The organism is Phycicoccus ginsengisoli (assembly GCF_054779295.1).
The window spans coordinates 46,068-69,242 of the sequence record NZ_BAAGYN010000009.1 but is presented as its reverse complement, the minus strand read 5'-3'; the positions used below and the strand labels follow the sequence as shown (position 1 = coordinate 69,242).

Below are 23,175 nucleotides of genomic sequence, written 5' to 3'. Positions count from 1 at the left end.
CGTGGGTCGCGCGCTCGTCGTCGAGGCCGACGGCGGCTCCCGGGGCAACCCCGGGGTCGCCGGGTGGGGTGCCCTCGTCCGTGACTCCTCGACCGGCCGCGTCCTCTGGGAGGGAGCGGCGCCGCTCGGCAAGGCCTCCAACAACGTCGCCGAGTACTCCGGCCTGATCGCCGGGCTCGGGGCGGTGCTGCGGATCGATCCCGGCGCTGACGTCGAGGTCCGGATGGACTCCAAGCTCGTCATCGAGCAGATGGCGGGCCGCTGGAAGATCAAGCACGAGGACATGCGGAGGCTGGCGCTGCAGGCGCGTGACCTGTGCGCCGAGCTGAGCCGCGGTGGGGGATCGGTGTCCTTCACCTGGCTCCCCCGGGAGAAGAACAAGGCGGCCGACGCCCTGTCGAACGACGGCATGGACGGCCGCACCATCGACCGCTTGCTCGAGGCCGGTGACGCCCCGGACTCGCACGAGGTCGTCGCGGAGGTCGTCGAGGAGGTCGTGGACCCCGAACCGGCGACGGCTCCGCCGCACAGCGGTGACGTCACGCGGATCGTGCTGGTCCGCCACGGCGTCACGGAGTTCACGGCGCAGGCACGCCTCGACGGCCGAGGCGGCAGCGACCCGTCGCTCAACCCGACCGGCCGCACGCAGGCAGCGCGCGCCGGGCGTGCCGTCGCCCACCTGCTCGCCGGGACCCCGGCCCGGGTGCTGACCTCCTCGCTGGCCCGCGCCGTGGAGACGGGCGCCGCGGTGGGGGAAGCCCTCGGCGTGGTGCCCGAGGTCGACGCCGACTGGGACGAGCAGGACTTCGGCGACTGGGACGGTGCGAGCGTGCACGACCTGGCCCGCGACGCGACCGAGGACCTCGCCGCCCTCCGGGCCGACCCGGCATACGCACGCCCGGGAGGGGAGTCCCACGAGCAGCTCGTCGCCCGGGTGCTGCCGGCCTTCGAGCGGGTGGTCGCCGCCGGGGGGACGACGGTCGTCGTCTGCCACCGCAAGCCGATCATGGTCGTGCTCGCCGAGGTGCTCGGGATCCCGCACGAGAAGGTGTGGCGGCTCGCGGCTGCACCGGGCTCCCTGACCGCCTTGGAGGTCTGGCCCGACGGCACGGTCTCGGTGGCCTTCACCAACCGCACCTGAGGCCCTCGGGGCTGTCCAGCACGTGGCCGCGCCGTCTCGACATGTGGCTGGTCGCCCTACGCTGGGGACCATGAGCTACACCGCAGACGTCACCCCCCGGGACGCGTATGCCGCGCTGGCGGCGGACGAGGACGCCGTCCTCGTCGACGTCCGCACCGCGGCCGAGTGGAGCTACGTCGGGCTGCCCGACCTGAGCCCCCTGGGCAAGCAGGTGGTCTGCGTCGAGTGGCAGCGGTTCCCCGACGGGGCGGTCAACGGCGACTTCGTCGCCCAGCTGCAGGACGCCGGGCTCCCGGACGGCGCGGCCCTGTACTTCCTCTGCCGGTCGGGCGTCCGCTCCGTCGCGGCCGCCCGGGCGGCGACGGCGGCGGGTCTCGGGCCGGCGTACAACATCCTCGAGGGGTTCGAGGGGCCGCCGGACGAGCACGGACACCGCGCGGTGTCCGGCTGGAAGAACTCCGAGCTGCCCTGGCGGCAGGCATGAGCAGCCGGCCGATGGACGCGAGCGCCTTCCGGCCGGACACCATCGCGGTGCGCGGCGGCCTGGCCCGCAGCGGCTTCGACGAGACCTCGGAGGCGCTGTTCCTCACCTCCGGCTTCGTCTACCAGAGCGCCGAGCAGGCCGAGGCCGCGTTCAAGGACGAGGTCGAGCACTTCATCTACAGCCGGTACGGCAACCCGACCGTCGCGATGTTCGAGCAGCGGCTCGCGCAGCTCGAGGGTGCACCGGCATGCTTCGCGACGGCGTCCGGCATGTCGGCGGTCTTCGTGGCGCTGGCGGCCCTGCTGGGGAACGGCGACCGGGTCGTGGCCTCGCGCGGCCTGTTCGGCTCCTGCTTCGTCATCCTCGACGAGATCCTGCCGCGCTGGGGCGTCGAGACGGTCTTCGTGGACGGGCCCGACGTCGAGCAGTGGCGCGAGGCGCTGTCGGTGCCGACGCAGGCGGTGTTCTTCGAGACGCCCAGCAACCCGATGCAGGAGCTCGTCGACGTGCGCGCGGTCTGCGACCTCGCCCATGCGGTGGGGGCGCAGGTGGTCGTGGACAACGTCTTCGGGACGCCCGTCTTCTCCAAGCCGTTCGAGCACGGAGCCGACGTCGTCGTGTACTCCGCCACCAAGCACATCGACGGGCAGGGACGCACGCTCGGTGGCGCGGTGCTCGGCAGCGCCGAGTTCATCGGGGGCCCGGTCAAGAACCTCATGCGGCACACCGGCCCGGCGATGTCGCCCTTCAACGCCTGGGTGCTGCTCAAGGGGCTGGAGACGCTGAACCTGCGGGTGCGCAAGCAGGCCGACAACGCCCTCGCCGTCGCCCGCGCCCTGGAACAGCATTCGAAGGTGGCCGGCGTGCTGTACCCCTGGCTGGAGTCGCACCCGCAGCACGAGCTGGCCCGTCGGCAGATGCTCGGTGGCGGGACGGTCGTGACGTTCCAGCTCCACGGCGGCAAGGAGGAGGCGTTCGCCCTCATGAACGCCCTGCGCATCGTCGACATCAGCAACAACCTGGGGGACGCGAAGTCGATGGTCACGCACCCCGCCACCACCACGCACCGGCGCCTCACCCCCGAGGCTCGCGCGGCCGTGGGCATCGGCGACGGCACCGTGCGCATCTCCGTCGGCCTCGAGGACCCGCAGGACCTGGTCGAGGACCTCACCGCCGCGCTGGACGACCTCGGCTGACGGCCTCCGGGCGGCCTCGCCCTCGGGGCCCTCGTCCCCGTCAGTGGACGAGGACGAGGGCCCCGAGGGCGAGGCCGCCCGACAGGACGGCGCACGCCAGGCCCTGGACGGCGAGCCTGCCCGGGTGGATCCGGACGCCCCGGGCGCGGCACCGCTGCGCCCACAGCAGGGTCGCCAGTGAGGCCCACGGCGTCACCAGGGGACCGACGTTGACGCCGACGAGCAGCGCCATGAGCCGGGTGGCGTGGTCCGCGGTGACCGCCTCCAGGGCGGCATAGGCGGGCAGGTTGTTCACGACGTTGGCGCCCACGGCCCCGACGGCGCCCACGCGGACCAGGGCACCGCTGCCGGTGCCGCTGCCCGCGACGTCCTGGAGCACCGAGCGCAGCCCGTGGGCCAGGGCGACGTCCACGACCACGAAGAGCACCGCCACCCCGACCGCCATCTGCCAGGGGACGGTGAGCCGGCGCAGGGTCGCGGGGGAGCGGACAGCCAGGGCCACGAGCAGCACGACCGCGGCGGCACTGGACACCAGGGCGGGGGAGAGCCCGACGGCGAAGAGCGGGCCGATGGCGAGGCACACGGCGCCGGCGACCCGGAGCAGCACGGCGTCGTGCGGCTCGGCCGGCGCCTCGACCTCGTACCGGCCGGCGAGGTCGCGGCGGTGCAGAAGGTAGAGCACGAGCACGGTGCCCAGCACCGCTCCCGCCGCAGGCCCGGCGGCGAGCCGCACGTACCCGGCGTGGCTCTCGCCGAGCTGGACGAACCGGTGCAGCGCAAGGAGGTTCGTCAGGTTGGACACCGGCAGCAGCATCGACGCGGTGTTGGCCAGCCACAACGTGGTCAGCGCGAACGGCACGGGTGAGACCCCCAGCTGCGCCGCGATCGCCAGTCCCACGGGGGTCAGCAGGACGGCTGTGGTGTCGAGCGAGAGCACGATGGTGCAGACCACCGCGAGCGCGACGAACAGGAGCCACAGCACCAGGGTCCGGTGTCGGCCCGCGCGAGCGGTCCAGTGACCGGCGACGTCGAAGACCCCTGCCGTGTCTGCGATCTCGGCGACGACCGTGATCGCCACGAAGAAGACGAGGACCGGTCCGATCCGGGCAGCGAGGTCGGCGAGGTCGCTGCTCACCGAGCCGTCGCCTCGAGGACCCAGGGGCGTCCCCGACCGGCCGGCTCGTGGAGCCCCACCTCGAAACGGCCGCCCAGGACCTCGGGCAGCGCGGTCACCCGCCGGGCGTCGACCCCCTCCTCGCAGAGGGCTCGGGCCACGAGGCCCCGGGTGTGCTTGGCCATGTGGGTCGCACCCGGCACCTTGACCTGGACCCACCGCTCGGCGAGGGGGCCCGCCGGCGTCCACGCCGCGGCATACGTGCTGGAGCGGCAGTCGACGACGAGCCCGCGCCCGGCGGCAGTGGTCAGCGGCTCCTCGAGGACGGGCTTCCACGCCGAGGCGAGCGGGCCCACGCCGGGGAGGTTGACGGCCATCGAGAGCCGGTAGGGCGCCACGGAATCGGTGGGGCGAACCGCGCCGTAGAGGGCGGAGACGACCACGAGCCAGCGGTTCGCGCGCCTGCGGGCGGCGGTGTCGAGGGTGGCGTAGGAGAGGGCGTCGTAGAGGACTCCGCTGTACACCCGGGAGGCAGGCAGCGCCGGTGCGGTGTGCAGGACGAGGTTGCGGGCGATGTCCTCGGTGAGGTTGGGGCTGACGCCGAGCGCCTCCGCCGCGGCCGGCCGGGCACTCACCGCTGCGAGGGCGGCTGCCACGACCTTCCGGGTGTCGGTGAGCTCGGGGAAGGAGAGCCGCTCGTGGTCCACCGGGTGGCCGCGGGTGCGGCCGGTCTTGGACTCCGACGGTGGGAGCAGGATCAGCACGCGCGACAGCCTAGGTGGGTGCCCGTGGTGCCGCTCGACCGGTCCGCGGGTGGACGGCGCCCCCGCAGGGTGGCGATTCCGCCCGACCGGTGCGACCGCGGTCCGATGGCTACCTTGGGCCCATGCCCCTGCGCAGGATCACGGTCCAGACCCCCGAGCACCCCACGGAGACCCAGGTCCCGGCGACCGCTGCGCTGGAGCGGCGGTTCGCGGCGATCCGGGCCGAGCTGGGGGTGCCCGAGGCCTTCCCCGCCGACGTGCTCGCCGAGGCCGAGCGCGCGGCGGCGTCGCCGACGCTGCCCGACCGGGACGAGACCGACGTGCCCTACCTGACCATCGACCCCCCGGGGTCCATGGACCTCGACCAGGCCGTGCACCTCGAGCGCGACGGCGACGGCTACCGCGTCCGGTACGCCATCGCCGACGTCCCGGCGTTCGTCGCCGCGGGTGGCGCGGTGGACGCCGAGACCCGTCGGCGCGGGCAGACCGTCTACGCCCCGGACGAGCGGACGCCCCTGCACCCGCCGGTGCTCGGCGAGGCCGCGGCGAGCCTGCTGCCGGACCAGGTGCGTCCGGCGTTCGTGTGGGACCTGCGGCTCGACGCGGTGGGGGTGTGCACCGCGGTGGAGGTGCACCGCGCGCTGGTCCGCAGCACCGACCGGCTCGACTACGCGGGGGTGCAGACGGCGCTCGACGACGGCTCGGCCGACGGGCGGCTCCAGCTGCTCAAGGAGGTCGGCCTGAAGCGGGTCGAGCTGGAGCGCAAGCGAGGCGGGGCGAGCCTGCCGATGCCCGAGCAGGAGGTCACCCAGGACGAGCAGGGCCACTTCCGGCTCGGCTTCCGGCCGCCGCTGGAGGTCGAGGACTGGAACGCGCAGATCTCGCTCATGACCGGCATGGCCGGGGCCGAGCTGATGCTGGGCGCGAAGGTCGGGATCCTGCGCACCATGCCCGCGCCGGACGAGCGGGCGGTGCGCCGTTTCCGGCACGCCGCTCGCGCGCTGGGAGTGGAGTGGCAGGAGGGGACGGCCTACGGGGAGTTCCTGCGCACCCTCGACCGCAGCAAACCCAGGCACCTCGCCCTCATCCACGAGGCGACGGCGCTGTTCCGCGGGGCGGGCTACACGCCGTTCGACGGCGAGGCGCCCACCGAGACCGAGCACGCGGCGGTCGCCGCGGCATACGCCCACGTCACGGCACCGCTGCGCAGGCTGGTGGACCGGTTCGGGCTCGTCGTCTGTGAGGCGGTGTCGCAGGGGAGCGAGGTGCCGGACTGGGCGAGGCAGGCGCTGCCGACCCTGCCCGCGGTGATGGCCGCGAGCGACAAGGTGGCCGCGGGGGTGGAGCGTGCGTGTGCCGACGCGGTCGAGGCGGCGGCGCTGGCCGACCGGGTCGGGCAGGAGTTCCGGGCCATGGTCGTCGACGAGCGGGACAAGGGCCGGGTGCAGATCCAGATCGACGAGCCGGCGGTGCTGGGGACCGCGTCCGGGTCCGCCGAGCTGGGCACCTGGGTCACCGTGCGGCTCGTGGAGGCGACCGTCGCGACCGGCGTGACCCGCTTCGAGGTCGTCGCCCCGGCCTGACCGCGCGCGCTGATGGGCAAAACAACGGTTGTTCGACAAACCTCGGGTTGTCGTCCCGCGGGTTGCCGAACAACCGTTGTTTTATCGGAGGGTCGGGAGCGTGGGCAGGGGGGCGGTGCGCCGGTATGCCGGGTGGCTGGCTGCCCGGCATCCGTCCCCTATCCTTGGGGGCGGATGAGTCGGTCAGGCGGTCGCGTCGGTGGGCAACCACCGCCGAGGAACGTCCGGGCTCCACAGGGCAGGGTGGTGGCCAACAGCCACCCGGGGTGACCCGCGGGACAGTGCCACAGAGAACAGACCGCCACGGTGAACCACCCGGCTCCGGCCGGGCAGGCGCCGCGGCAAGGGTGAAACGGTGGTGTAAGAGACCACCAGCGGCCTGGGTGACCAGGTCGGCTCGGTAAACCCCACCCGGAGCAAGTCCAGACAGTGTGCGTCCGAGGGCGGCCCGCCCGAGCACACGGGTAGGACGCTGGAGGCAGCCGGCAACGGCTGTCGTAGATGGATGACCGTCGCCGCGTCGCTGGTAACGGCGGCGCGGAACAGAACCCGGCGTATCGACCGACTCATCCACTCCAGCCTCGGCGAGCCCGGGGCAGCCGGGCCGGCGGCCGCCACTGGTCGGCGACAGGTGCTCGGGCCGGGGACCTTCGGCTCTGCCCTGCGGCTGGAGGCCGGTCGGATCGTGCCGGTATGGGGGAGCAGCGACGTCGCGCCCGGTGGCTGGTCGGGCTGGCCGTCCTCGGACTCGTGCTGGCGGTGGGCCTCGCCGTGTGGTCGAGGAGCGGCTCGCAGGACGTCGCGGCCCGGCACACGCTCGTGGCGCAGGCCGTCTCGACCGCCGGACCGAACGACCTGCGTGCCGTCGAGGCCGAGCTCGTGGGCGCCGACGCCGTGGGGGATCCTGCCAGCGGTCGGTTGCCGAGCGTCGACGCCTTCCACCGCAAAGGGATCGAGTCTGTCCGGATCGACAACGGGCGGGTGCTGACCGTCGTCCTGCTCCCGGATGCGAGCCCGGCGCAGGAGGCGGCGGCCCGCTCGGTGCTGCTCGCCTCGCGCCAGGTCGCCAGCCTCGTCGACGGCCGAGCCCCATCAGTGACCGCTGCGCCCCAGCCCGTGGTCGCGGCAGGGCAGCTCGCGACCACGGTCGGCCGTGCCCTCACCTCGACGGGCGGGCCGCCCGGCGTACTGATGATGGTCTCGACCCCCAGCGGTGCGTTCGCGGCAGGCCTGGGCGTGGCCGACCGCAGCACCGGCCTGGCCATGTCACCGGCCCTGCCGTACCGGGTCGGGAGCACCTCCAAGACGTTCACGGCGGTCGTCGTCCTCCAGCTCGTCCAGGAGGGCAGGGTCGGGTTGGACGAGCCGGTGTCGACCTACCTGCCGGGGCTGCTGCCGTACCCCCAGCCCATCACCGTGCGCGAGCTGCTGGGCCACACCAGCGGGTTGGTCGACGCCTCCCACTTCGGACCGGGCCTCGACCTCGTCCCCGCGAGGGACGCGCCTCGCGTGCGGGATCCCGCGCTCCGGGCGCAGGCCCTGCGCGCCCTGGCGGGCTACCGAGCCGGCCGGCCGGTGGTGACGACGCCCGCGGTGCAGGTCGCGGTGGCGACGACGCGTCCCCTCGCGTTCGCGCCGGGGAGTCGCTTCACGTACTCCAACACGGACTACCACGTGCTGACCATGCTCGTGGAGAAGGTGACCGGCCACTCCCTGGCCGCCGAGCTCGCCTCCCGGGTCCTGGACCCGCTCGGCCTGCGCCACACCTTCCTGGCGGCCACGACGCGTATGCCGGTCCCGTCCGTCCACTCCTACGTCGGGGAGCAGGGGCGCCTGGTCGACGCGACGGACGACCTCGCCTTCGGGCCGTCGGGGGCCAGCACCGTCGTCTCCACCATGGCGGACCTCACCACCTTCCTGCGGGCGCTCCTGGGCGGTGGCCTGCTGCAGCCGTCCATGCTGCGCGAGATGACGACCCCGACGCCGGGCTCGTCCCTGAGCGACGTCATGACGGCGTACGGTCTCGGCCTCACCCGCTACGAGACCCCTGCGGGGTCACGGCCTGGGGGCACGGAGGCAGCATCGGCGGCTACCTGAGCGACGTCTACGCCACGTCGGAGGGCCGCACGGTGGCGGTGTTCCTGCAGAACGAGGTCCGGCCGGTCTCCCTCCGGGAGTCGACGATGGGACAGCTCTTGTGCAGCGCAGTCAAGGGCAGGCAGTGACCTGCCGCCAGATCACGCACCCGCCACCGACCCCCAGGGCAGTGGCCGAGAGGTGCGCAGTCCGAGGAGGGACGCCATGCTGATCGCCGAAGATCTCCTGCTCCTGTTGACCGAGGACCAGTCGGGCCGGCTGGTCACCTCTCCCGAGCACGCCGACGCCGCACTGGCCGGGGCAGTCCTGCTCGAGCTCGCCCTGGCGGGGAGGGTCGGTGTCACCACCGGGGAGGGCGGCGGCAGGGCCGGCCGCGTCACGGTGCTCGACCCCTCCGGGACGGGCGACGACGTGCTGGACCGGGCCCTCGCCGTGCTGGTCACCCGCGAAGGCAGACGGCCGGCAGCCGTGCTGCGGCCCCTGGGCTCCGGGCTCCGGGACACGCTCTACGAGCGCCTCGCCCGGCGCGGTGTGGTGCACTCGACGGAGGGAAGGGTGCTGGGCGTCATACCCGCACACCGGTGGCCGGCCGCCGACACCGCCCACGAGGCGGATCTCCGCCGGGACATCGCCGACGCACTGGCACGCGAGGAGGCGACGGACCCCAGGGCCGGAGCGCTGGTCTCGCTGCTCCACGCCCTGCGATGCGAGCACAAGGTCGTGGAGCCCGCGCTGCTCGGTCTGACGAGACGGGAGCTGCGCGGGCGTGCGGGCAGGGTGGCCACGGGTGGCTGGGCGTCGCAGGCCGTGCGCACGGCGATCCAGGACATCGACGCAGCCCTCGCCGGCGTGGTCGCGGCCGTGTCAGGCGGAAGCGGAGCCGGCTGAGCCGCCGTCACGCGAGCTCGCGGGTGCCCAGCGGGAGCCGGGCCCGGGCGTCGGTTCAGACGGCCTCGGCGTCGAGCGCCTGCTGGGCCAGCGCCCAGTGGGCCAGGCGACGGCGGGTGGGATCGGCCGCCCCGCGACCGAGGACGAGGCGCCTGCGCAGCTCGGCCAGCAGCTCCTCGTTCGTCGCGAAGCGCAGGACGTACACGCGCTCGCCCTCCATCGAGCGGGCGAGACCACACGCGGCTGCCGCGGTGATGACGAGCTCTCGGTAGGGGAGGCCGAGCGCCTCGCTCAGCGCGAGCAGGGTGTCCTCGTCCGGCATCGCGGCCAGCTCGGTCGGGCCGACGAGTTCGACCACGACCTCGGTCTCGATGCCCGCGGTGTCCACGAGCCGCGTGAGCGGCCAGCCGAGCTCGCCCAGCCGCGACTCGATCAGTCGCCCCAGCTCGTTCCCGACCTGCTGCATGGAGATCTCCTGCCCTGCCGTTGCGGGGGCCGGGCGCCCTCCGCGGTGTCTGGTCACAGGTAATCGCAAAGAACTGGCAAGTGCAGGCAATTGCTTGGTATTGAAGGTAAAGGTTTGTTAAAGACCCGGCTTGCTTCCACTGAGGCGTTTTTCACGCGGACGCGCGTGTTTGCCCGGGTTGGCTCCAGCACACGGCCGGTCACCACCACGAGACCAACCTACGGCCTCACACCGGCCGCGAGCCACGACTCGGGCCGCCCCGCGCCGGGGTCCGGCCGAAGGAGTGCGCTGCGGGTGGCCCGTTCGGACGAGGCAGCACCGACGGTCGCCGGCGCGCCCCTCCGGGGCGCCCGGCATACGGTGGTCGCATGCGCATCACGCACCTCGGCCACGCCAGCCTCCTCGTCGAGATCGCAGACACCCGGATCCTCGTCGACCCCGGCGTCTGGTCGCCGGGAGCGGCAGGCCAGCGCGACCTGGCCGCGGTGCTCGTCACCCACCAGCACCCCGACCACCTCGACCAGGAGCGGCTGCCTGCCCTGCTCGAGGCCAACCACGGGGTGGCGCTCCTGACCGACCCCGACACCGCGAAGCTTCTGCAGGACAGGGGCATCGACGCCCGAGCCGTGGTGGCTGATGACACCGTCGAGGTCGGTCCGGTGACGATGACCGGCGTGGGGGAGCTGCACGCCCTCATCCACGAGGACCTCCCGCGGATCCACAACACCGGCATGCTGCTGCGCGCGGAGGGCGAGCCCACCTTCTTCCACCCGGGCGATGCGCTCGACGCCGAACCCGGCCCGGTCGACGTGCTTGCGTTCCCGCTCAACGCCCCGTGGCAGCGCAGCCGGGAGATGACCCAGTTCCTGCGCAGGCAGGCGGCCCCGCACGCGATCCCCGTCCACGACGCGTTGCTCAGCGAGACCGGGCGCGGCCTGTACCTGGGCCAGGCCCGCGACCTCGGCTCCCCCGACACCCAGGTCCACGACCTGGCCGGGGGCCGCACCGAGGAGTTCACGACCGGCTGACCCCGGCGGCCGGGGCCACGAAACACCCCGAAGTGCGCGGTGCACGCCCCGGGCCCGAGGTAGCGTCCGGACCATGTCGACCCCCGAGCCCGCGCTGCGGCTGCGCAGCCTGACCAAGCGGTTCGGCGAGACCCTCGCCGTCGACCGGCTCGACCTCGACGTGCCCCGCGGCGCGTTCTACGGACTGGTCGGCCCCAACGGTGCCGGCAAGACGACGACCCTGTCGATGGCCACCGGGCTGCTGCGCCCGGACGCCGGTTCGGCCCAGGTCCTCGGGGTCGACGTCTGGGGCGACCCCGTCGCCGCCAAGTCACGGATCGGCGTGCTCCCCGACGGGCTGCGCCTGTTCGACCGCCTCACCGGGCAGCAGCTCGTGACGTATGCCGGGCTGCTGCGCGGACTGGACCAGGCCTTGGTGGCCCAGCGGACGGCCGAGCTCCTCTCGGCGCTGGGGCTGACCGAGGCCGCCGACAAGCTCGTCATCGACTACTCCGCGGGCATGACCAAGAAGGTCACCCTCGCCTGCGCCCTGGTGCACGCCCCGCGCCTGCTCGTGCTCGACGAGCCGTTCGAGGCCGTGGACCCCGTGTCGGCCCGGACGATCCGCGGCATCCTCGAGGACTTCGCCGGCAGCGGTGGCACGGTGGTGCTCTCGAGCCACGTGATGGACCTGGTCGAGCGGATCTGCACGGACGTTGCGATCATCGCGGGCGGTGTCGTGCGCGCTGCCGGCAGGCTCGACGAGGTCCGCGACGGAATGGGCCTCGAGGACCGGTTCCTGGACCTCGTCGGCGGCGCCGCGGACGTGGAGGGGCTCGCGTGGTTGCGCACCTCGTCCGACTGAAGCTGCTGCTCCTGCGCAACAGCCTGCGCCGCGGGGCGGCTGCGATCGTCGGGCTCGTCGTCGGCGTCCTGTACGGCGGCGGGTTCCTGGTGGCTGCCCTCGCCGGCCTGGTCGGGGTGCGGCTGAGCGACGACCCGGAGCTGCTCCGGACCGTGCTCGTCATCGGTGGGTCGGCGCTCGTCGCCGGCTGGGCGCTGCTGCCCGTCGTGCTCTTCGGGACCGACCCCACCCTCGACCCGGCCCGCTTCGCGACGTTCGCCGTGCCGGAACGCACGCTGGCGGTCGGCCTCGTCGTCACCGGCTTCGTCGGCCTGCCGGGGCTGGCCACCATCCTGCTCGCGCTCGGCGCGGTCCTGGCGTCGTCGATGGGCCCGGGGGCCTTGCTCGTGGCACTCGTCGCGGTGCCGCTGGCGGTGGTGTCCTGTGTGCTGCTCAGTCGCATCGTCACGGCTGCTGCGGCGTCGGTGCTGGCCAGCCGCCGGGGGCGCGACGTCGCCGGCATCGGCGGCCTGGTGCTGTTGCTCCTGCTGGGGCCGCTGGCAGCCACGCTCGGCAACGGCGGCATCTCGCGCGAGGCCACCCGGGCCATCGCGGACGTCCTCACCTGGACGCCGCTCGCCTGGGCCTGGGCTGCGCCGGCCGAGGCCGCGTCCGGCCGCTGGTGGCCCGCCCTCCTCCTGCTCGTCCTCGCCGCGGCGTGGACCGGTGCCCTGCTGGCGGTGTGGCAGCGGCTGCTCACCACCGTGCTGCGCAACCCCCGGAGCACCAGCGGGGACGGTGGCGCGCACCGGGGCCTGGGCCTGTTCGGTCGCCTGCCCCCCACCCCGCTAGGTGCCGTGGCGGCCCGCGCGGGCACCTACTGGGTCCGCGACCCGCGGTTCAACGTCCCGGCGCTCATGACCATCCTGCTGCCGGCGGCGCTGCTCTTCCCCGGCCTGGCCAAGGGCTCCACGCTCGCCCTGGTGGCGATGCCGCTGGTGTCCGCCTACCTCATCGGCTGGGGCCAGCACAACGACGTGGGGTACGACTCGACGGCGTTCTGGATGCACGTCAGCGCCGGCATGGACCCCGTCGCCGACCGCCTCGGACGGCTCTTCCCGTCGGCCGTCATGGCGGCCGCGTGCATCCCGCTCTACGCGCTGCTCGGGCCGGCCGTCGGGGGCCCGTGGCACCTGCTGCCCGCGACCCTCGGGGTCGCGGTCGGGGTGGTGCTCAACGGGTTCGCCGTCGCCTGCGTCACCAGCGCCGTCAAGCAGTATGCCGTGCCGGCACCGGGGGAGAACCCGTTCAGCAGCCGCCCCGGCTCCGTGGGTGTGACCATGGGGGTCCAGACCGTGTGCGGCGGCGCGGTCGTCGCGCTGTCGGTGCCGGCCCTCGTGCTCGGCACGATGGCCTGGTTCGGCTGGCAGTGGGCGGCCTGGACCGTCCTGGTCGTCGGCCCGGCCCTGGGGGTGGTCGCGCTGGTCGTCGGGACGCGGCTGGGGGCAGAGCTGTTCAGCCGCCGACAGGCCCTGCTGCTGCAGGACCTCGTCTCGATGCGCTGAGGCCCCCCTCCGAGTCGTGCGCGGCGAGCCAGGCGGCTACTTGTGCGCGGCCAGCCACGCGGCCCCGATGATGCCGGCCTTGTTCTCCAGCCTGGCGGGCACGATCGGGGTCTTGAGCTTGAGCAGCGGCAGGAACTCCTCGTGGTCCTTGGAGACCCCACCGCCGACGACGATGAGGTCCGGCCACAGCAGGGCCTCGAGGTGGCTGTAGTACCGCTGCAGCCGCTTGGTCCACTCCGGGTAGCTCAGGCCCTCCTTGTCCTTGACCGAGGAGGCGGCGCGCGTCTCAGCGTCGTAGCCGTCGATCTCGAGGTGGCCCAGCTCGGAGTTGGGGATGAGCACGCCGTCGTAGATCAGCGCGCTCCCGATGCCGGTGCCCAGGGTGGTCATGACGACCAGCCCCTTCTGGCCCTTGGCGGCGCCGTAGTGCAGCTCGGCGACACCCGCCGCGTCGGCGTCGTTGACGAGGACGACGTCGTGACCGAGCTTGGCCTCGAACAGCCTCTCGCCCTCGAAGTCGATCCACGACTTGTCGATGTTCGCCGCGCTGCGCACGATCCCGTGGGTGACGACGCTGGGCATGGTGATCCCGATGGGGGAGTCGCCCCGGACCTCGTCGAAGTGGTCGACGATGCCGGCGATGACGTCGGCGATGGCGTCCGGGGTGGAGGGGACGGGGGTGTCCACCCGCATCCGCTTGGCGGCGAAGGCTCCATCGCGCAGGTCGACGGGTGCGCCCTTGATGCCGCTGCCACCCACGTCGATGCCGAGGGGAAGTCCGTGCTTGGCCATGTGTCCGCCTCCTTGCGGTCGCCGTGCGTGACGGCGGGGTCAGGATGTCGCCGGGTCTGGAGTGGTCAGGTCAGGTGTCGTCGCCGAGTCACGGCAGGGTGAGGATCTCGTTGCCGGTGTCGGTGACGAGGATGGTGTGCTCGAACTGTGCAGACCGGCTGCGGTCCCGCGTGACGACGGTCCACCCGTCGTCCCACATCTCCCACTCGGGGCCGCCGAGGTTGAGCATCGGCTCGATGGTGAAGGTCATCCCCGGCTCGATGAGCGTGTCGTACGCCGGTGCCGCGTCGTAGTGGGGGATCACCAGGCCGCTGTGGAAGGACCGGCCGATCCCGTGGCCGGTGAAGTCGCGGACGACGCCGTAGCCGAAGCGCCGGGCGTAGCTCTCGATGACGCGGCCGATGACGTTGACGGACCGGCCCGGCTGGGCGGCCCTGATGCCCCGGGCCAGGGCCTCGCGGGTGCGCTCGACGAGCAGCCGCGACTCCTCGTCGACGTTGCCGCACAGGTAGGTGGCGTCGGTGTCGCCGTGGACCCCGCCCACGTAGGCGGTGATGTCGATGTTGACGATGTCACCGTCCTCGAGGACCCGGGAGTCGGGGATGCCGTGGCAGATGACCTCGTTGACGCTCGTGCACAGCGACTTCGGGAAGCCGCGGTAGCCCAGCGTGGACGGGTACGCCCCGTGGTCCATCAGGAACTCGTGGCCGACCCGGTCGATCTCGTCGGTGGTGACCCCGGGGGCGATCACCTCGGCCGCTGCCGCCATGGCCCGGGCGGCGATCCGCCCGGCCACCCGCATCCTCTCGATGGTCTCGGTGTCCTTGACGTCGCCGTCGAGGTCACGCCGTGGCTGCGGCCGGTCGACGTACTCCGGGCGGTCGATCGCTGCCGGGACGGGGCGCCGGGGCGACACCACGCCGGGCGCCACGCTTGCGTACGTCAACGGCATACGGTGGAGTCTAGGGACGTCAGCGCATCCGTCGAGTGGGAGGTCACCCCATGGCTTACTGGTACAACGTCGACACCGGCCGGGTCGAGACCGACGACGACAAGAGCCAGGGCGCGAACCTCATGGGCCCCTACGACAACCAGGACGACGCGGCCCGGGCGCTGCAGACCGCTCGCGAGCGGACCGAGGCCTGGGACGCCGCCGACAAGCAGTGGGAGGAGGGCGAGGACTGACCTCGCCGCCGAGGTCTCACCACCTCGACGCCTCCTCAGTCGTCGAGGTGGTTGACCGCCACGACGTAGCCGGCGTCCGGGCGCCACACCTGCTTGTCCCAGGTCGCGTACCGCGGGCCGACCGAGAGCCCGGCGACGGCACAGGCCCGGTCGTACTCCTCGAGCGGGGTCACGGGACACCCCGGGGGCAGGTGGGCCGCGTCGAGCCCGAACCCGGCGACGACCCGTGCTCCCGGCCGAAGGTGCGCGACGACGCGCTGCACGGCCTGCAGCAGGGTCCCCGGGGCCAGCAGCGGCACGACGTTGCCCGCGAGAACTGCGACGTCGAACGCCTGGCTGCGCAGCTCCAGGCGGCTGATGTCCTGGCGGACCCACCGCGTCTTGGTGTCGCGCTGCTCGGCCACGGCGATCATGTCCGGGTCGGCGTCGACGCCGACGCACAGGTACCCCAGGGCCGTCAGCTGGGTGGCGACCCGTCCCGTGCCGCAGCCCGCGTCGAGGACGCGCGCCGGCGGGGGCACCAGCCCCTCGACGAAGGCGGCCTCACCATGGATGTCCACCCCGCTCGCGGCCAGGTCGTCGAAGCGCCGTTGGTATGCCGTGGCGGCGCCGATGCCCCCGGACACCTCCGACCAGCGGGTGCGCGGTTCCGACTCCAGTCCGTCGCTCATGGGGCCAGCGTAGATTCGGTTGCGACGGAACGGAACCCGGTGCTCAACCGAGCTCACGCAGGCCGGGGAGGACCCGGTCGGCGAAGGTCGTGAGGAACCGCGACTGGTCATCGCCGGGGGCGTGGAAGACGAGGTGGTCGAAGCCGAGGTCGACGTACGGCCGCACTGCCTCGACGACCTCCTCCGGGTCGTCCGACACGATCCAGCGCGAGGCCACCTGCTCGTCGGACAGCTCGGCGCCGAGCCGCTCCACCTCGAGCGGGTCGCTGGTGCCGTGCTTCTGCTCCGCGGTGAGCGACAGGGCGGCCCAGAACCGGCAGTTGGCGACGGCCCGGTCGCGCTCGGGGTCCCACGACAGCTTGACCTCGATCATGCGGTCGATGTCCTCGCGCGTGCGGCCGGACTTCTCCAGCCCCTCGTCGACGGCGGGCACGAGCTGGTCGCGGTAGAGCTCCTCGCCCTTGCCCGAGGTGCAGATGAACCCGTTCCCGGACCGGCCGGCATACCGGGCCACGGTGGGGCCGCCCGCGGCGACGTAGACCGGCACGGGCTCGTCCGGGCGGTCGTAGACGGTGGCGCCGGTGAGCGTGTAGTAGTCGCCCTCGAAGCTGACCCGCTCGCCGGTCCACAGCGCGCGCATGAGGCGGACGGACTCGCGCAGGCGCGCGAACCGCTCCTTGAACTCCGGCCACTCCTGCACGGAGCCGACGACGACCTCGTTGAGCGCCTCGCCCGTCCCGATGCCCAGCGCGACGCGGCCGGGGTAGAGCGACCCGAGCGTGCCGAAGGCCTGGGCGACGACGGCGGGGTTGTAGCGGAACGTCGGAGTCATCACCGAGGTGCCGAACTGCACCCGCTCGGTGCGCTCGCCCAGCGCCGCCAGCCAGGCCAGGGAGAAGGGTGCGTGGCCGCCGTGGTGGCGCCACGGCTGGAAGTGGTCGGAGATCCACACGCTGTCCAGTCCCACCTGCTCGGCCTGCACGGCGTAGTCGAGCAGCTCGCGCGGGGCGAACTGCTCTGCGGAGGCCTTGTACCCGATGCGCAGCGTCATGGCGCCACCGTATGCCGCAGGCCGACGTCCGGCGCGGCCGGCCGCCCGGGGTGGCAGGCTCGGGACGTGCGGACCGACGAGGAGGGACCGGAGGACATGGTGCGGACCGACAGCGACCTGGTGCGCTCCGTGCTCGCGGCAGTCGACGAGGAGGCGCTGCTCGAGGACCTCGCCGCCCTCGTCGCGACCGCTCCGGTCGGCGGCAGCCCCGGCGAGGTGGCTGTCCAGCGCTGGGGGGCCCGACGGTTGCGCGAGCTGGGCCTGGCGGTGCAGGAGTGGGACGTGGACCTGGCGGCGGTGCGCGCCGCGCCCGGCCATCCCGGCGAGGAGGTGGACCGGCGCGAGCTGGTCGGCGTCGTCGGCGCCCTGGCCGACACCGCCGACCCGGCCGCGGGGGACCAGCCCGGCTTGGTCCTGTGCGGTCACACCGACGTCGTGCCCGTGGGTGACCGGTCGCGCTGGGCGAGCGAGCCCTTCCGGCTCACGCGGAGGGGCGACCGTGTCGTGGGGCGGGGGACGTGCGACATGCTCGGGGGAGTGGCCAGCGTCCTGGCGGCGGTCCGCGCCCTGCGGACCGCCGACGTGCGGCTCGCGCGACCCCTCGCGGTCCACCTGGTCAGCGGCGAGGAGGACGGCGGGGTGGGGGCGTTCGCCACGCTGCGCGCCGGGCACGGCGGCGGCGCGTGCGTCATCGCCGAGCCCACGGGGGGCGCGGTCATCCCGGCGAATGCCGGGTCCCTCACCTTCCGCCTGCAGATCGCGGGGCGGGCGGCGCACGGGTCGACCCGCACGCTGGGGGAGAGCGCGGTCGACCACCTCGCCCCCGTCCTGGCGGTCCTGCGCGACCTCGAGGACCGCCGCAACGCGGGGGTCGGCGGCCTGTTTGCGCACCTCGACCTCGCCGCGCCCCTGTCCGTCGGCGTGGTGCGCGCGGGCGACTGGGCCAGCACCGTGCCCGACCTGCTCGTCGCCGAGGGGCGGTACGGCGTGCTGCCGGGGGAGTCGCCGGAGTCGGCCCGCGCGGCGTTCGAGGAGGCGGTCGCGGCGGTGGGGCGGGAGGACGCCTGGCTGCGGCAGCACCCCGTCCGTGTCTCCTGGCCGGGTGGCGCGTTCGCGCCCGGTGCTCTGCCGGAGGGGCACCCGTTGCTGCCGGGGCTGGTGCAGGCGGCCGTGGACGCCGGCGCGCCGCCGCCCCGGGTCGAGGGGGCGCCCTACGGGTCGGACCTGCGGCACTACGCCGGCCGCGGGATCCCCACCGCCCAGTACGGTCCCGGGCTGCTGGCCGACGCGCACGCGGCCGACGAGGGGGTCGCCGTCGCCGAGCTGGTGTCCTGTGCCCGGACCTACGCGCTGCTGGCCCTGCGCCGGTGCGGCGGCACAGGACCAGCAGCGTGAGCGGGACGAGCGGCTCGGCGCAGGCGCGGCGAGCGGCTCGGCTCAGAAGGTGATGCCGCGAGCGGCGAACCGGTCCTTGACGAGGGCGGCCGCCTTGGCACCGTCACGCACCAGCGCCTTGTCGTAGACCGCCTTGGCCGCGGCCGAGAACGAGGTGCCCGGAGCGAAGTCGAACTGGGCGTCGATCATGGTCGTGTCCCAGGCGGTCGTGGGCAGCCCCATGGCCTCGTAGCCCTTGCGGACCTCCCACAGCGCCTGGCTCCAGATCTGTCCGTCGTAGTGGACCTCACCCCTGCGCGTGGCGACGGTGAGGTTCCGGTCGAAGCGCCGGATGCAGTGCGGGGCGGCCGTGTACGAGGTGGCCGTGTACGAGGTGGAGTCCCAGTCCATCGGGCACGCCTCCTCCGCCTTCACCGGCCAGCCGTACTGCTTGGCCGCGGCCAGCCCCACCGTGACCCCGAAGTAGTCGCCGAAGGCCTCGCCGATGGACCCGGCGTCGAGGGACGTGCCGTAGCCGGGCACCTGGGAGGCGTGGACGGCGTGGCCGTACTCGTGCACGATCACCTCCGCGTCCTCGGCGTCGTCGACCCCACCCTTGCCGAGCCGCACGCGGTACGGCTTGTCCGTCTGGTAGCTGTTGTCGCCGCCGTACTGGTCGATCTTCACGGGGAAGGACTGCTCCACGATGCCGGGGAGCGCCGAGCCGAAGCCGAGCGACTGCAGGTACTCCTGCGCCTGGTTGACCCAGAAGTAGCCCATCACCTGCTCGAACTGGTCCTGGTGGCGGGTGTAGACGAACGTGTTGGTCGAGCTGAACGCCGGGGTGCCCGTGGCGGACTCGACCCTCACCCGCTTCCCGCGGAGGTACCCCGAGCCGTCGAGGTTGCGCAGCTGGACGGTGGTATAGGCGCTTGCCGGGACGGCCGCGTCGGAGTCGTTCTGGTCGGTCAGGGACTGGTCGCCCGAGGACTGCACCGGGTTGACCATGAAGACCGACGCGGTGCCGGTGGTCGTGCCGGGTGGGGGCTTGGTCGCCGATGCCGGGGCAGCGACCGCGAGGGTCGCCGCCAGTCCGGTGACGGCGACGGACGCCAGGGCTGCGAGGTGGTGACGACGCGCGGGCACGGGTTCCTCCGTTTCACGGGCGGCCCCTGGTTCGGGGCCGGACGCGGCGACGGTAGTCGTTCGAGGGGACGTTGTGGGTCGTACCGCTGCACGACTTCCGGACGCCCGTGCCACCGGCCTCGTGGGGCGGCGGCAGGGCGTGGAGGCGGCTCGATCACTCCGGGAAGGAGTGCTCCGCCGCCGGGAAGGCGCCCGAGGCGACGTCCTCGGCATACGCCTGGGCGGCACGCCCGAGGTCGCCACGCAGGTCCGCGTACTTCTTGACGAAGCGGGGGGCCTTGCCTCCGCGGAGCCCGGCCATGTCCTGCCACACGAGGACCTGGGCATCGCAGTCGGGCCCGGCCCCGATCCCGATGGTGGGGATGCCGAGCACCTCCGTCACGCGGGCCGCGAGCGGAGCCGGCACCATCTCCAGGACGACCGCGAAGCACCCGGCCCGCTCCAGGGCCACGGCGTCGTCGACGAGCCGGTCGGCCGCCTCGCCGCGGCCCTGCACCTTGTACCCACCCAGGACGTGCTCGCTCTGCGGGGTGAACCCGATGTGGCCCATGACCGGGATGCCGGCGCGCACGAGGAGCTCGACCTCGGGCACCATCGCGGCACCGCCCTCGAGCTTGACCGCGTGGGCCAGGCCCTCCTTCATCATCCGGGTCGCGGTGGCGAGGGCCTGCTGCGGGCTGGCCTGGTAGGAACCGAAGGGGAGGTCGGCGACGACCATCGCGTGCCGGGCGGCGGAGGTCACCGCGCGGACCAGCGGGACGAGGTGGTCGACCGTGACCGGGACCGTGGTCTCGAAGCCGTAGACGTTGTTGCCGGCGGAGTCGCCGACGAGCAGCACGGGGATCCCCGCCTCGTCGAAGATCTCGGCGGAGTACATGTCGTACGCGGTGAGCATCGCCCACTTGCGGCCCTGCTCCTTCCACGCCTGCAGGTGCGGGATCCGTACCCTGCGCTGGGGCGCGGCCTGAGCTCCCGTGCCGTAGGGCGCGGTCGTCTCGGGAGCGGGGGAGGCGGACGTGCTGGGCTGCTCGGTCATGGCGGCATCCTAGGAGGGCCCCCGCCCGCAGCGGCGGCGCCGGCGGTCCGGGCCCGCCCACGGCCGCAGAGCGGTGGTGTCGAGCGACGAAGGTCGTCTCCCAGTGCAACCAAATGGCCCCAAGTGGCCGTGAGCGCCCTCGATTTGCCGACCGATCGGTCACAAATTTACGAAGTCCTTAACAGCAGGGGTCTAGGTGTCGTCCCGGTCGCCGTGTTTGGCTCGCCCCTGTGTGTGCCGAAAGGTGCGCAACACACATAAATCTGGAGGATCCGTGAATCGACGTCATCTGAGCGTCATTTCGGGCGCGGCCATCGCAGCCGTCGCCCTGAGTGTCGCTTCGGCGCCGGCGCAGGCGACCCCTGCTCCGGCCCAGAAGGAACCCAAGGCAGCCAACCGGGCGCACGACCTGCCCAACCCGCTGGGCGACGCCCAGCGTGCGCTGCGCAAGGAGGCCGTGGAGAAGCTCGTGAAGGGCGAGGCCACGACCGAGACGCGCGGTGGGCAGCGCGTCATCAAGGTGAAGGGGAACGCCAAGGCACCCAAGGGCAGCAAGGCCGCCAAGGACCGCTACGTGTCCTACCCGGTGGACCGCGAGGAGGACATCTTCACGATCCTCACGGACTTCGGCGACAAGGTCGACCCGCGGACCAAGGGCGAGGCGGGGCCGGTGCACAACAACATCCCGCAGCCCGACCGCAACTGGGACGGCAGCAGCACCGACGACAACTCGACGTCGTGGACCAGCAACTACGACCGCCAGCACTACCTGGACATGATGTTCGGCGACGGGGAGTCCTTCAAGGACTTCTACGCCAAGCAGTCCAACGGCCGGTTCGCGGCCAAGGGCGACGTCTCCGACTGGGTCACCGTGCCCTACAACGAGTCCCGCTACGGCCACAACCCGGTCAAGGGTGACGGCACCAGCGAGGCCGACGGCTACTGGAACTACATCAAGGACACCGCGACCGCCTGGTACGCCGACCAGAAGGCCAAGGGCAAGACCGACGCCCAGATCACGGAGTACCTCAAGCAGTTCGACAAGGTCGACCGCTACGACTACGACGGCGACGGCAACTTCAACGAGCCCGACGGCTACATCGACCACTTCCAGGCCATCCACGCCGGTGAGGGCGAGGAGGCCGGTGGCGGCGCGCAGGGCGAGGACGCCATCTGGTCGCACCGCTGGTACGCCTACTCCACCAACCAGGGCAAGACCGGCCCGGACTTCAACAAGCTCGGTGGCGTGGCGCTCGGCAACTCGGGCCTGTGGATCGGTGACTACACCACCGAGCCGGAGAACGGCGGTCTCGGCGTCTTCACGCACGAGTTCGGACACGACCTCGGCCTGCCGGACCTCTACGACACCCAGGGTGGCGACAACGGCACCGGCTTCTGGACGCTGATGTCGGGTGGCTCCTGGCTCAACCACGGCACCGACTCGATCGGCACCACGCCCGGCTACATGGGCCCGTGGGAGAAGCTGCAGCTCGGCTGGTTGGACTACAAGGTCGTCCCGTACGGCCAGGACGCGACGGTGAAGCTCGGCCCGGCCGACAAGCCGGCGAGCCGGTCCGACTACCAGGCGCTCATCACGACGCTCCCGGACAAGACGGTGACCACCGACTACAACACGCCCCATGGCGGCTCGATGGAGTGGTGGGGCGGTGCGAACGACAGCCTCAACAACACGCTGACCCGCACGGTCGACCTGACCGGCAAGAAGTCGGGATCGGTCTCGGCGTGGCTGCAGTACAACATCGAGAACGGGTACGACTACCTCTACGGCGAGGTCAGCACCGACGGCTCGAACTGGACCCAGATCGGCTCCCCGATCACCGGTCCGGTGGACAACGAGGGCCTCACGCCGTGGGCGCAGCAGACCTGGGACCTCACGCCGTATGCCGGCAAGAGCGTCCAGTTCCGCTTCCGCTACGCCACCGACGGCGGGCTGCACTACGAGGGCCCGTTCATCGACGACATCACGGTGACCGCCGACGGCGCCAAGGTCCTCAGCGACGACGTGGAGTCCGGTGACAACGGCTGGACGGCCAAGGGCTTCACCCGCATGGGTGGCTCGACCTCCGTGCAGGCCAGCCACTACTACATCGCCGAGAACCGCACGTACACCGGTTACGACAAGACCCTGCAGACCGGCCCGTACAACTTCGGCTTCGCGAACACCCGGCCCGACTGGGTGGAGCGGTTCCCGTACCAGAACGGCATGCTCGTCTGGTACGTCGACGGCCAGTACACGGACAACAACACCAGCGGCCACCCCGGTGGCGGCGAGGTGCTCCCCGTCGACGCCCGCCCGGCGCCGGTGACGTTCCCCGACGGCAAGTTCCTCGGCAACCGGCGCCAGCCGTTCGACGCGACCTTCGGCCTGGAGAGGACCGACGCGGTGACCTTCCACCGCAACGGCGTCCCCACGACCGTCCCGTCGCGGCCGGGTATCCCGACCTTCGACGACAGCGACCCCAACGCCTACTGGGACTCCACCAACCCGTGGAGCTCCACCAAGGTCGCGGGCTCCGGCACCGTCATGAAGGTGAACAAGTCCGCGGACGGCGGCAACGAGCTGCAGGTGCAGGTCAGCTTCAAGTGAGCTGACCGGACGCCCTGAGCGCCCGTTCCAGGAGCCCCGCGACAACGGCGTCGCGGGGCTCCTGCACGTCCCCGGGCTCCTGCACGTCCCCGGGCTCCTGCCCGTCCCGGGCACGGGAAGGGCCCCGCCGGCTGGTGCCGGCGGGGCCCTCCGTGGTGCAGGT

General features: G+C 72.8%; 21 protein-coding genes and 1 other RNA gene. 13 read left to right on the top strand and 9 right to left on the bottom strand.

The window, feature by feature from the left end; genetic code table 11:
* The first annotated feature begins 1 nt into the window (after position 1).
* From ACYVDO_RS15135 to ACYVDO_RS15125, 3 genes are all read left to right on the top strand, one after another.
* The gene (locus ACYVDO_RS15135; protein ID WP_460937359.1) at positions 2 to 1,141 is read left to right on the top strand and encodes a bifunctional RNase H/acid phosphatase; all 1,140 of its coding nucleotides are present in this window, start codon (positions 2 to 4) and stop codon (positions 1,139 to 1,141) included.
* Positions 1,142 to 1,211: 70 nt separating this feature from the next.
* Positions 1,212 to 1,625, top strand: coding sequence for a rhodanese-like domain-containing protein (locus tag ACYVDO_RS15130; protein WP_460937357.1), 414 nt, complete (start codon positions 1,212 to 1,214; stop codon positions 1,623 to 1,625).
* Entirely contained in the window at positions 1,622 to 2,821 is a 1,200-nt protein-coding gene (locus ACYVDO_RS15125) for an O-succinylhomoserine sulfhydrylase (RefSeq protein WP_460937355.1), read from the top strand. The genes ACYVDO_RS15130 and ACYVDO_RS15125 overlap by 4 nt, the downstream gene beginning before the upstream one ends.
* 40 nt (positions 2,822 to 2,861) lie before the next feature.
* Here the strand turns inward: ACYVDO_RS15125 and ACYVDO_RS15120 are convergent, their stop codons facing one another.
* Both ACYVDO_RS15120 and ACYVDO_RS15115 read right to left on the bottom strand, forming a co-directional pair.
* Positions 2,862 to 3,956 carry an SLC13 family permease gene (locus tag ACYVDO_RS15120; RefSeq protein ID WP_460937353.1) on the bottom strand — a complete coding sequence of 365 codons (1,095 nt, stop codon included), beginning with the start codon at positions 3,954 to 3,956 and terminating at the stop codon, positions 2,862 to 2,864.
* On the bottom strand, positions 3,953 to 4,699 hold the full coding sequence (locus tag ACYVDO_RS15115; protein WP_460937351.1) for a YaaA family protein: 747 nt from the start codon (positions 4,697 to 4,699) through the stop codon (positions 3,953 to 3,955). Before ACYVDO_RS15115 ends, ACYVDO_RS15120 begins: the two co-directional genes overlap by 4 nt.
* 122 nt (positions 4,700 to 4,821) lie before the next feature.
* Between ACYVDO_RS15115 and ACYVDO_RS15110 the strand changes: the two genes are divergently transcribed.
* The 4 genes from ACYVDO_RS15110 (at position 4,822) to ACYVDO_RS15095 (ending at position 9,267) form a co-directional block, all read left to right on the top strand.
* Positions 4,822 to 6,282 carry an RNB domain-containing ribonuclease gene (locus tag ACYVDO_RS15110; RefSeq protein ID WP_460937349.1) on the top strand — a complete coding sequence of 487 codons (1,461 nt, stop codon included), beginning with the start codon at positions 4,822 to 4,824 and terminating at the stop codon, positions 6,280 to 6,282.
* Positions 6,283 to 6,457: 175 nt separating this feature from the next.
* Positions 6,458 to 6,855, top strand: an RNA gene (rnpB, locus tag ACYVDO_RS15105) — RNase P RNA component class A.
* Positions 6,856 to 6,975: 120 nt separating this feature from the next.
* Positions 6,976 to 8,379, top strand: coding sequence for a serine hydrolase domain-containing protein (locus ACYVDO_RS15100; protein WP_460937347.1), 1,404 nt, complete (start codon positions 6,976 to 6,978; stop codon positions 8,377 to 8,379).
* Positions 8,380 to 8,583: 204 nt separating this feature from the next.
* Positions 8,584 to 9,267: a GOLPH3/VPS74 family protein gene (locus ACYVDO_RS15095; RefSeq protein ID WP_460937345.1), complete on the top strand. Its 684-nt coding sequence runs from the start codon at positions 8,584 to 8,586 to the stop codon at positions 9,265 to 9,267.
* A gap of 55 nt (positions 9,268 to 9,322) precedes the next feature.
* On the opposite strand, the gene ACYVDO_RS15090 is transcribed toward ACYVDO_RS15095, so the two are convergent.
* Positions 9,323 to 9,733: a hypothetical protein gene (locus ACYVDO_RS15090; protein WP_460937343.1), complete on the bottom strand. Its 411-nt coding sequence runs from the start codon at positions 9,731 to 9,733 to the stop codon at positions 9,323 to 9,325.
* Between the two features lie 368 nt (positions 9,734 to 10,101).
* On the opposite strand from ACYVDO_RS15090, the gene ACYVDO_RS15085 reads away from it, so the two are divergent.
* The 3 genes from ACYVDO_RS15085 to ACYVDO_RS15075 all read left to right on the top strand — a co-directional run bounded on the left by ACYVDO_RS15085 (position 10,102) and on the right by ACYVDO_RS15075 (position 13,149).
* A complete protein-coding gene (locus tag ACYVDO_RS15085; protein WP_460937341.1) occupies positions 10,102 to 10,761 on the top strand; it encodes an MBL fold metallo-hydrolase in 660 nt (219 codons plus the stop codon).
* 73 nt (positions 10,762 to 10,834) lie between these two features.
* Entirely contained in the window at positions 10,835 to 11,605 is a 771-nt protein-coding gene (locus tag ACYVDO_RS15080) for an ABC transporter ATP-binding protein (RefSeq protein WP_460937339.1), read from the top strand.
* Entirely contained in the window at positions 11,581 to 13,149 is a 1,569-nt protein-coding gene (locus ACYVDO_RS15075) for a hypothetical protein (protein ID WP_460937337.1), read from the top strand. The genes ACYVDO_RS15080 and ACYVDO_RS15075 overlap by 25 nt, the downstream gene beginning before the upstream one ends.
* A gap of 36 nt (positions 13,150 to 13,185) precedes the next feature.
* Here the strand turns inward: ACYVDO_RS15075 and ppgK are convergent, their stop codons facing one another.
* Positions 13,186 to 13,941 carry a polyphosphate--glucose phosphotransferase gene (ppgK, locus tag ACYVDO_RS15070; protein ID WP_460937335.1) on the bottom strand — a complete coding sequence of 252 codons (756 nt, stop codon included), beginning with the start codon at positions 13,939 to 13,941 and terminating at the stop codon, positions 13,186 to 13,188.
* Between the two features lie 88 nt (positions 13,942 to 14,029).
* Positions 14,030 to 14,893, bottom strand: coding sequence for a type I methionyl aminopeptidase (gene map / locus ACYVDO_RS15065; RefSeq protein ID WP_460937332.1), 864 nt, complete (start codon positions 14,891 to 14,893; stop codon positions 14,030 to 14,032).
* A gap of 50 nt (positions 14,894 to 14,943) precedes the next feature.
* On the opposite strand from map, the gene ACYVDO_RS15060 reads away from it, so the two are divergent.
* Positions 14,944 to 15,126, top strand: coding sequence for a methionine aminopeptidase (locus ACYVDO_RS15060; RefSeq protein ID WP_460937330.1), 183 nt, complete (start codon positions 14,944 to 14,946; stop codon positions 15,124 to 15,126).
* A 35-nt stretch (positions 15,127 to 15,161) separates the two neighbouring features.
* On the opposite strand, the gene ACYVDO_RS15055 is transcribed toward ACYVDO_RS15060, so the two are convergent.
* Together ACYVDO_RS15055 and fgd are read right to left on the bottom strand one after the other, a co-directional pair.
* On the bottom strand, positions 15,162 to 15,797 hold the full coding sequence (locus ACYVDO_RS15055; protein ID WP_460937328.1) for a class I SAM-dependent methyltransferase: 636 nt from the start codon (positions 15,795 to 15,797) through the stop codon (positions 15,162 to 15,164).
* Positions 15,798 to 15,840: 43 nt separating this feature from the next.
* Positions 15,841 to 16,848 carry a glucose-6-phosphate dehydrogenase (coenzyme-F420) gene (gene fgd, locus ACYVDO_RS15050; RefSeq protein ID WP_460937326.1) on the bottom strand — a complete coding sequence of 336 codons (1,008 nt, stop codon included), beginning with the start codon at positions 16,846 to 16,848 and terminating at the stop codon, positions 15,841 to 15,843.
* A 66-nt stretch (positions 16,849 to 16,914) separates the two neighbouring features.
* Here fgd and ACYVDO_RS15045 point away from each other — a divergent pair, with 66 nt between their 5' ends.
* The gene (locus ACYVDO_RS15045) at positions 16,915 to 18,243 is read left to right on the top strand and encodes an ArgE/DapE family deacylase (protein WP_460937324.1); all 1,329 of its coding nucleotides are present in this window, start codon (positions 16,915 to 16,917) and stop codon (positions 18,241 to 18,243) included.
* A gap of 42 nt (positions 18,244 to 18,285) precedes the next feature.
* Here ACYVDO_RS15045 and ACYVDO_RS15040 read toward each other — a convergent pair whose 3' ends face one another.
* Together ACYVDO_RS15040 and panB are read right to left on the bottom strand one after the other, a co-directional pair.
* Complete coding sequence (locus ACYVDO_RS15040) at positions 18,286 to 19,368, bottom strand: M36 family metallopeptidase (RefSeq protein ID WP_460937322.1); 1,083 nt, start codon at positions 19,366 to 19,368, stop codon at positions 18,286 to 18,288.
* 154 nt (positions 19,369 to 19,522) lie between these two features.
* A complete protein-coding gene (gene panB / locus ACYVDO_RS15035) occupies positions 19,523 to 20,404 on the bottom strand; it encodes a 3-methyl-2-oxobutanoate hydroxymethyltransferase (RefSeq protein ID WP_460937320.1) in 882 nt (293 codons plus the stop codon).
* Between the two features lie 274 nt (positions 20,405 to 20,678).
* Between panB and ACYVDO_RS15030 the strand changes: the two genes are divergently transcribed.
* On the top strand, positions 20,679 to 23,012 hold the full coding sequence (locus ACYVDO_RS15030; protein ID WP_460937318.1) for an immune inhibitor A domain-containing protein: 2,334 nt from the start codon (positions 20,679 to 20,681) through the stop codon (positions 23,010 to 23,012).
* Positions 23,013 to 23,175: the final 163 nt, after the last annotated feature.

What these genes read in the sequence shown, in the direction of transcription:
- ACYVDO_RS15130 (WP_460937357.1), top strand. Translation starts at nt 1,212, where the DNA reads ATGAGCTACACCGCAGACGTCACCCCCCGGGACGCGTATGCCGCGCTG.
- ACYVDO_RS15125 (WP_460937355.1), top strand. Translation starts at nt 1,622, where the DNA reads ATGAGCAGCCGGCCGATGGACGCGAGCGCCTTCCGGCCGGACACCATC.
- ACYVDO_RS15110 (WP_460937349.1), top strand. Translation starts at nt 4,822, where the DNA reads ATGCCCCTGCGCAGGATCACGGTCCAGACCCCCGAGCACCCCACGGAG.
- ACYVDO_RS15100 (WP_460937347.1), top strand. Translation starts at nt 6,976, where the DNA reads ATGGGGGAGCAGCGACGTCGCGCCCGGTGGCTGGTCGGGCTGGCCGTC.
- ACYVDO_RS15095 (WP_460937345.1), top strand. Translation starts at nt 8,584, where the DNA reads ATGCTGATCGCCGAAGATCTCCTGCTCCTGTTGACCGAGGACCAGTCG.
- ACYVDO_RS15090 (WP_460937343.1), bottom strand. Translation starts at nt 9,733, where the DNA reads ATGCAGCAGGTCGGGAACGAGCTGGGGCGACTGATCGAGTCGCGGCTG.
- ACYVDO_RS15085 (WP_460937341.1), top strand. Translation starts at nt 10,102, where the DNA reads ATGCGCATCACGCACCTCGGCCACGCCAGCCTCCTCGTCGAGATCGCA.
- ACYVDO_RS15080 (WP_460937339.1), top strand. Translation starts at nt 10,835, where the DNA reads ATGTCGACCCCCGAGCCCGCGCTGCGGCTGCGCAGCCTGACCAAGCGG.
- ppgK (WP_460937335.1), bottom strand. Translation starts at nt 13,941, where the DNA reads ATGGCCAAGCACGGACTTCCCCTCGGCATCGACGTGGGTGGCAGCGGC.
- map (WP_460937332.1), bottom strand. Translation starts at nt 14,893, where the DNA reads ATGCCGTTGACGTACGCAAGCGTGGCGCCCGGCGTGGTGTCGCCCCGG.
- ACYVDO_RS15060 (WP_460937330.1), top strand. Translation starts at nt 14,944, where the DNA reads ATGGCTTACTGGTACAACGTCGACACCGGCCGGGTCGAGACCGACGAC.
- ACYVDO_RS15055 (WP_460937328.1), bottom strand. Translation starts at nt 15,797, where the DNA reads ATGAGCGACGGACTGGAGTCGGAACCGCGCACCCGCTGGTCGGAGGTG.
- fgd (WP_460937326.1), bottom strand. Translation starts at nt 16,848, where the DNA reads ATGACGCTGCGCATCGGGTACAAGGCCTCCGCAGAGCAGTTCGCCCCG.
- panB (WP_460937320.1), bottom strand. Translation starts at nt 20,404, where the DNA reads ATGACCGAGCAGCCCAGCACGTCCGCCTCCCCCGCTCCCGAGACGACC.